Raw genomic sequence first — 6,743 nt, 5'->3', positions numbered from 1 at the left:
GCTCGAAGCCGTTCGATTATTGTCATAGCCTGCTCTTTTTTGCTGGTCGCTTTTTTGCAACCGTTCTTTGTTGTGGCGCGACTGTAGGCCAAACGACGTGATTTTGCACCCGAAACTGCGAACGAGCGAAATTTTTCCGATTCTGCGCCTATTCAGCGAAGCCCAAAAGTTCTGTCTGTTCGTCGCCGACATCGACCCACAGCCCGCTTTCATCAATGCGTGCTATCGCCATTTTGTCGTTGAGCTGATCGCCCACGCGCAGGATCTGATCGCCTGTCGGGTGGGAAACCATGCCCCACACCGCATCACCGGCGCGGACCACACCGGTCAGGGCATAGCCCATGGACTCAAGTGGCACAGGCGGGGGTGCGGGCGGTTGCGGTTCGACGGCAGTCTGAACGACTGGCTGGGCGGGTGTCGGCGGCGCGGGCGGCTGTGGTTCACCGAACAGCGGTGGCCACTGCGTCATGGTGTCCGCGCCCTTCTGTTTTGACGCGGTTTCAATGGATGCGGGAACTTTTAGGGGCAGGACTGCAGGTGTGGGATCGGACAGGGCGGCGTGAAGGCCCTTGCCAGCCAAACCCGTCGCGATCAGGGCGAGCAGTGTGAAAAAAGTCGCAATCAAGCGCATTGTCCGGCCTTTTGTGTTCTGTGCGCGTTAAAATTGGACGCGAATTTGTCTCTATAGTATTCTTTCCAAAACTAAAAAACGAAATGAGCAGGTAACATGAAGGCAATACGTACGGTTGGCCGCGTCGGCGCGGCTGTATGCATGATCGCCCTTGTGGGTTGTGTTGAACCCGGCACCTCAGGGACCCAGTCGTTCCAGTCGCCATATCTTAACGCACGAGAAGCACTTGAAAAAGGGAATTATCGCAATGCGTTACGTCTCTACTCAGGGTTGTTGGATCGTGCCGGACCGCTGAACAAGCGTATCCAGCTCGAGCTTGCGCATGTGCATCTGCGCTCGGGCGATTTTGAGGATGCGGCGCGCGGTTCGTGGGATCTGGCGCAAAGTACAACCGGCACCGACCGCAGCGCGGCCCTATCCGTTTACGCGACGGCAACGCATGAGATCGCGCTCGGTCTTTTGGCTGAAGGCGACACATCAGAGGGCGCCAAACAGCTTGGCGCGGCGCAAAAGGCGTTCGATGAGGTGTTGCGCAACGATCCCCAGCTTGATCCCTTGGGAAGTCTGCAAGGGCGCAAGGCGAGCATTGAGGCGCGGCTGAGAAATCTGGGCTAGGTCTGCGGCGCGAGGGTAAGTGCCGCCCGGACGGCACCGGGTTCAATTGCTGCGTCAAATCGGAACTGTTCGATGGTGTAACCCCAGTCCGCGTTGGTCATGGACAGCCAGCGCATAAGGCGGGTGAAACGGACCGCGTCAAACCGTAGGTTGACCATGCCGGTGCTGTCCTGGCTTAACTCGGCAACGTCGTCCCGAAGACCGGCGTCAATCAAGGTTTTTTCAATTCCACTGGTGCCAATCGGGTCATGAGTGCGCGCAGCGTCCGCTGGGACAATGGCGTTCAGCTCTTGCAGGCGCGCCTGTACCCACACGTTTATGGCAATTGCGTCGGTGCGGGCCATCAGGGCTGTGCTCTTCGCCGCATTGAGTGGCAGCAACAGCCCGAGGATCAGCCCAAGCGGAAGTACAACGGCCACCAGAATGCCCAGCAACCACCGCTCTCGCGGGGCGAGGCCAAGGAGCGCGTCAATAAGCCGTCCGCTCATCGGTTTTCTCCCTCTGGTCCGTCGGTGGACTGTGTCAGCGCAAGGGTCGCTTGCACGCCCGGGCCCGCATCGCTTGCACGCGTGTCTTGCACATTGACGGCCAGCCCCGCAGCCTCAAGATCCTCGACCAGCGTTTCGACTGCAGCAAAGTCATTCATTGCCGTGACAAGCCGCAAGCCATCTGTCGCGCTGAAGCTGGCCGTTTCTGTTCGCGCTCCGGCTGCATCAAGAACCAGGGCCGCCTGCGCGAACAACGTCAGCGGTTCGGGTTGGGCACCTGCGCCCTGCGCTTGTGCCTGCGCCGTTGCAAGTGCGCGCGTGACCTGGACTCGTGCATCGACGACAGGCGCGCCGTCCACGAAATGCTCTTGCACCAACGCGGTGGTTTGCGCCTGTATGGCGTGCGTCTCGTCCAGGATCCGCTTGGTCACGACCCATTCGGCGGCGCCCCAGACGATGGTGGCCACCAGACCAAAGGCGATGGGCCATCGCCACGGCAGGATTCGTGCCGCCATACGGGCACGGGCCAGCCTTGGGTCCTGACGCAGGTCGCACGCCGTCTCGCCATAGCCGAGGGTCTTCGCCCCTGCGGCTGCCACATCCGTGACGATCGGAATGCTGCGTTCGGCGGCGATCGCGTCAATCTCGGGTACCGGCTCGCCAAGGCGCAAGATCGCTTTCGGAGGCGTGTCGCGCGCATCCAGCGCTTTGTTCAGAAGGACGATTGCCAAGTCGACATGCGCGCCAAATCCGTCATCCGGACCCAGGCGCGCGGCGATACCATCAACCCCTGTGGCGACGGTCCAGATGTCCGGCGCTGTCGGCAGGGTCAGGTAGTCGGGCAGGATCGCCAGTGCGTCCTCCGCCACCGCATCTCGCCAGCGCGCAAGCAGTGCCTTGTCAGTCACCAGCACACGAGACCATTCGTCAGAACCCTTTGTGCCGGAAAACGGCCGCAGATCGACGGCATCCGGGTCGATGTCAAATTTGTCCCGCAACTGTCGATGTGCCACGTTCTCCCGGTTCTGACCGCGCAGTTTGTCGGGCACTTCAATGGGCAACAGTGCAACATCTGCACCCGGAACCGCCAGAACCTGACCCTGGCCCGCCTTGGCGCCAGACGCGGTCACATGAACCACTTGCGGGGCAGTGGCAGCGACGACCTGCCTTGCGCGTTGCGATGTGATGGCCACGTGTGTCCCGGTGCTGCCCTTGCTTCGGGTGCGACCATGCCTCCTGCTTGGGTTGGGATCAATGGTCGCCGAAATGCGTCAGCCGCCAAAACACCTCTGTACCGGTTGGTGCGGGCGACCGTTTGAACAGCGTGACGCGGCTTGCCTCGCGTGTATCAACCGTGGCTGTCGCTTCGGCTTGAAACCAGGATGATCCCACATCAAGCCGCCCGGCGTCCACCGCCTGCGGGTTCTCCTCCAGATCCGTGTCGAGCCCTGTTGCCAAAATGAAATCCTCGAGCGTGGGAAATGGCTCATCCGCCCTTTGCCGCAAAACCTGCAGAACCTGACGTTCGGACAATTGCGGCAGCATAGCGCGCAACACGCGTTCCGGTGCGGTATTGACGTTCAGACGCGTCCCCGGCGGCAGCACCGTGATATAGGGCCGCAACAGGTCAAGGTCGCCGTCCGAGACATCGGGTATCACGTCTAGCTGTGACAGGGTCAGCGCGGCACCGCCCAACGGCGCCATCGCAGGCGTCAGCGCGCGGTACGCTGCAGTGTTTGCCGGACCGTCGCGCGATACAAAGGCGACAATTGCCTCTGCGACGCCGGGGGATGCACCCAGGTTGTCTGTCAATGCGTCGAAACCGTCCTGGGCCACAGTGTCGTTGGGGTCGGCCAGCCAGTTGATATTGAACAGCCCCTGCTGATCCGTGATCCTACCCGATACGGTGCCCTGCGCCAGGGATACCGTGTCTATCGTATCCGCCCACGCATCCCGTGCACTGTCAGAACGACCCGCCACCTGATCGCGGTCCAGAACCAGGCGGCTCAGGGCATCGAACGCATCCAGATTGTCGCGAAGTGTTTCGGACGTCTGCGCGAGGGCAAGCCGCGCGCGGCCCTGTTCGGCACGCGACAACAAAAGAACGGCCACCGCTGACATCGCCGCAAGCAGCACAAGCGCGTTGACGATCACAAAACCGTCCGAGCGGTCCGCGCCCCTCATTGCAGCGCCTGCACAAGGGGCAGGTCACCCCATTGTGCCGTCCCAATGACAATGCGCACAGCAGCGGGCAGGTTACTGAAATAGGCCGCGGGCGCGACGACAGCGCGGTCCTGATCCAGTGCATTTGTTGCCTGCTGCCGAATTTGCGTGGTCAGCGGGGGCAGATGGCCGTCCACCCACCCGGTACCGGGCCAATAGGTCTGCAAGGTAAATCCGGTCACGCCCCGCATCACAATGTATTCGTCGGTGACCTGACCCACATCCGGCGGCAGCAGGGTGGGCCAATGGCGTCGTCGCAATGTTCCGTCCTCGGGGCGAAAGCGCCATTCGGCAAAGTGCCGGTCCGTGGCGGCATCTTCGACGGTTGGTTGCCCGCCCAGCGACAGGCCAATCATCGTGCCTGCTTCGTTTTGCCAGACGGCAGACAAAGGCGCGCTTTGCGGTGGATAAAACCGCATGGGCACAACCGATGAGACGTCGTTCCGCAGCAACGCCAGCGTGACGCCAAGTGTCGCGTTTGCATCGTCAATCTCGGCCAGCCGATCAGAGGTGCGCACGATCCCCGACAGGCTTTGCACCGCCATGACCGCGACCAGCGCAAACAGCGCCATGGCGACAACCAGCTCAATCAGGGTCAGACCGATGGTGCCGTCGTTGTCCTGCGTCTTCATCTGAGCGGCCTGGCAACATAGATGGTGCGCTGCGCGCCGGGCCCTTGGTCGGATCGCGACGTGACCTGCACTTGCACGAGGCCCGCCGCGGTCACACTGCTTGTCGCGCTTATGGCAAAGTTCTGGCCGCCAATCCTGACGTTGCCGGGCAGGATCGCGTCAGGACCCAACAACTTGATCTCTTCCGCCCGGTTGGACGCTGCCAGTTGCGCAAAGATGCGGTCCTGCGCACCACCGATGGCGAGGCGCGATTGGTCGGTTGTGCGCAGCACCGCAATGATGCCAAGCGTCAGGACCAGGACGGCGAAGACTAGCTCCAACAGCGTCAGTCCGTCATCCTGCCGGGTCATGCGCATGTTAATCCATAGGGTTCAGCCAACCGGCACGTCTGGCCCGGACCACGCCGAGGTACGAACCGTACGGAAAACTGGCTTACTTCTCCGTTGGACAGAAAGACGATGTTCGGAGATCCTGGGCTGGTGCGCCGCAGGTCTGTTTGCGGCCGCACAGATCCGCGCCACCGTCGTTCGCGGCCGACGACGCTCCAGCCATCATCGGTGCGTATGTAGTGAGTCAGCCCTTGCGGCGTGACGTCCAGACCCCGAGTTTCGCGCCCCAGAATGGCCAGGTTGGCGACCCGCTCAAAATCCTGCTGAAACAGGCGCACATCATTTTTCATACGCTGCGATTGCCCGACCGTCAGGCTCGTCCCGACGGCCAGCACCGATAGAACGGCGATAACGACGACAAGCTCCACCAATGAGAAACCGGCGCTCGGTTTATGACGGTGGCTCAGCTTTGGCCCCATGAGCCAACATCCCCGTCAGCGCCCGAACCACCCACAGCGCCGTCGGCGCCATATGTGAAGACATCAAAATCGCCGTGCACACCCGGATAGAGGTATTGGTAGGGTTGGCCCCATGGATCAATGGGCAAGCGGTCTATGTAGCCGCCGGTCGACCAGTTGGTCGGCACCGGATCTGTGGTCGGTCGGGTGACCAGTGCCTCGATCCCCTGTTGCGTCGTCGGATACCGCAGATTGTCCAGACGATAGAGTTCGATCGCGCTGACAATGGTGGCGATGTCCGATTGCGCCCGCGCCGCCCGCGCCTGATCGGGGCGGTCGATAACCCGCGGCACGATCACAAGGGCGAGGATGGACAGGATCACCACGACCACCATCAATTCCAGCAGGGAAAAGCCCGCGTCACGCTCGCGCCGCTGCTGTTCCACGGTGAAAGAACTGGATGTGTCCTTCATCATGTTGCCGTCATCGCCCTAAATCACTGCCGTTTTGTGGGCACAATAATAATGGGTGACGGCTCGGCTTGTCCATGCGTACCAGCCACGGCACAACAGGCTATGCACGACGCGATATGGTTTCCCTTTATGCTTGTACTGACGGCACCAGCGGTGGGGTCGTTTCTGGGCGTTCTCGTGGATCGGTTGCCACGCAGAGAGGATATCGTGCGCTTGAGATCGCGCTGCCGCTCCTGCGGGACGGTCCTCGATGTGAAGGATTTGGTGCCGCTTGTGTCCTACATCATATTGCGCGGACGGTGCCGCCATTGTCACTCCAGCATTCCCGCGCAGAGTTTTCATGTCGAACTCCTAGCACTTGGCGCCGCGGTCTTGGCGATCATTGCTGGGGGCAGCGCGGCAGAGATGGGTGTGACCGCTCTTTGGCTGTGGTTGCTGATCACGCTGACCGCTTGCGATTTAATCTGGTTTCGCCTGCCCAACGCTCCAACCGCCGTGCTGGCGCTTGTGTCCCTTGCCATGGCCACATTGCCGGGCGGTCCCGGGCTGCAACAGGCGGTGATCGGTGCCCTCATCGGCGCGGGCAGCTTTGCGCTTTTGGCCTGGGGGTATCACAAGCTCCGGGGCCGCGTCGGCTTGGGACAGGGCGATGTCAAACTGATGGTCGGACTAGGGGCTTTCGCGGGGCCGTTCGATGTGCCGCTGCTGGTTCTTGTTGCCGCGCTGCTCGCATTGCTATTTGCGCTGTTGACGCGTCGGCAGTCGGGCGGACTGGGCCCAATGCGCGCCTTGCCTTTTGGCGCGGCCCTCTGCATATCAGCCGGGCTTTTGTGGATCGTACGCGCAGGCGATGTCCTGAGTTTGCCCTTGCGGTAAACCTGCCGTTCGCGCTTG

General features: G+C 61.6%; 10 protein-coding genes. 2 read left to right on the top strand and 8 right to left on the bottom strand.

The window, feature by feature from the left end:
- Positions 1-148 precede the first annotated feature (148 nt).
- On the bottom strand, positions 149-469 hold the full coding sequence (locus FD715_RS22600; protein ID WP_189799582.1) for a hypothetical protein: 321 nt from the start codon (positions 467-469) through the stop codon (positions 149-151).
- A gap of 303 nt (positions 470-772) precedes the next feature.
- Here FD715_RS22600 and FD715_RS20545 point away from each other — a divergent pair, with 303 nt between their 5' ends.
- Positions 773-1,246 carry a tetratricopeptide repeat protein gene (locus FD715_RS20545; RefSeq protein ID WP_189799581.1) on the top strand — a complete coding sequence of 158 codons (474 nt, stop codon included), beginning with the start codon at positions 773-775 and terminating at the stop codon, positions 1,244-1,246.
- Here FD715_RS20545 and gspM read toward each other — a convergent pair.
- The 7 genes from gspM to gspG are packed head-to-tail and all read right to left on the bottom strand — an operon-like array spanning position 1,243 to position 5,852.
- A complete protein-coding gene (gspM, locus tag FD715_RS20540; RefSeq protein ID WP_147114517.1) occupies positions 1,243-1,734 on the bottom strand; it encodes a type II secretion system protein GspM in 492 nt (163 codons plus the stop codon). The two genes, FD715_RS20545 and gspM, sit on opposite strands and share 4 nt — an antisense overlap.
- Positions 1,731-2,927: a type II secretion system protein GspL gene (gene gspL, locus FD715_RS20535; RefSeq protein ID WP_147114514.1), complete on the bottom strand. Its 1,197-nt coding sequence runs from the start codon at positions 2,925-2,927 to the stop codon at positions 1,731-1,733. The genes gspM and gspL overlap by 4 nt, the downstream gene beginning before the upstream one ends.
- A 58-nt stretch (positions 2,928-2,985) precedes the next feature.
- On the bottom strand, positions 2,986-3,918 hold the full coding sequence (gspK, locus tag FD715_RS20530; protein ID WP_147114511.1) for a type II secretion system minor pseudopilin GspK: 933 nt from the start codon (positions 3,916-3,918) through the stop codon (positions 2,986-2,988).
- Positions 3,915-4,589: a type II secretion system protein GspJ gene (locus tag FD715_RS20525; protein ID WP_147114508.1), complete on the bottom strand. Its 675-nt coding sequence runs from the start codon at positions 4,587-4,589 to the stop codon at positions 3,915-3,917. The genes gspK and FD715_RS20525 overlap by 4 nt, the downstream gene beginning before the upstream one ends.
- On the bottom strand, positions 4,586-4,939 hold the full coding sequence (locus tag FD715_RS20520; protein WP_147114506.1) for a hypothetical protein: 354 nt from the start codon (positions 4,937-4,939) through the stop codon (positions 4,586-4,588). The genes FD715_RS20525 and FD715_RS20520 overlap by 4 nt, the downstream gene beginning before the upstream one ends.
- Positions 4,936-5,397, bottom strand: a complete 462-nt coding sequence (locus tag FD715_RS20515) for a type II secretion system protein (RefSeq protein WP_147114503.1) — start codon at positions 5,395-5,397, stop codon at positions 4,936-4,938. Before FD715_RS20515 ends, FD715_RS20520 begins: the two co-directional genes overlap by 4 nt.
- Complete coding sequence (gene gspG / locus FD715_RS20510; protein ID WP_147114500.1) at positions 5,382-5,852, bottom strand: type II secretion system major pseudopilin GspG; 471 nt, start codon at positions 5,850-5,852, stop codon at positions 5,382-5,384. Before gspG ends, FD715_RS20515 begins: the two co-directional genes overlap by 16 nt.
- Positions 5,853-5,951: 99 nt before the next feature.
- On the opposite strand from gspG, the gene FD715_RS20505 reads away from it, so the two are divergent.
- Complete coding sequence (locus FD715_RS20505; protein WP_223275011.1) at positions 5,952-6,725, top strand: A24 family peptidase; 774 nt, start codon at positions 5,952-5,954, stop codon at positions 6,723-6,725.
- Positions 6,726-6,743 lie beyond the last annotated feature (18 nt).

Source organism: Tateyamaria sp. syn59 (assembly GCF_007995245.1).
GTDB lineage: Bacteria > Pseudomonadota > Alphaproteobacteria > Rhodobacterales > Rhodobacteraceae > Tateyamaria.
This window is presented reverse-complemented; position numbering and strand designations above follow the sequence as displayed.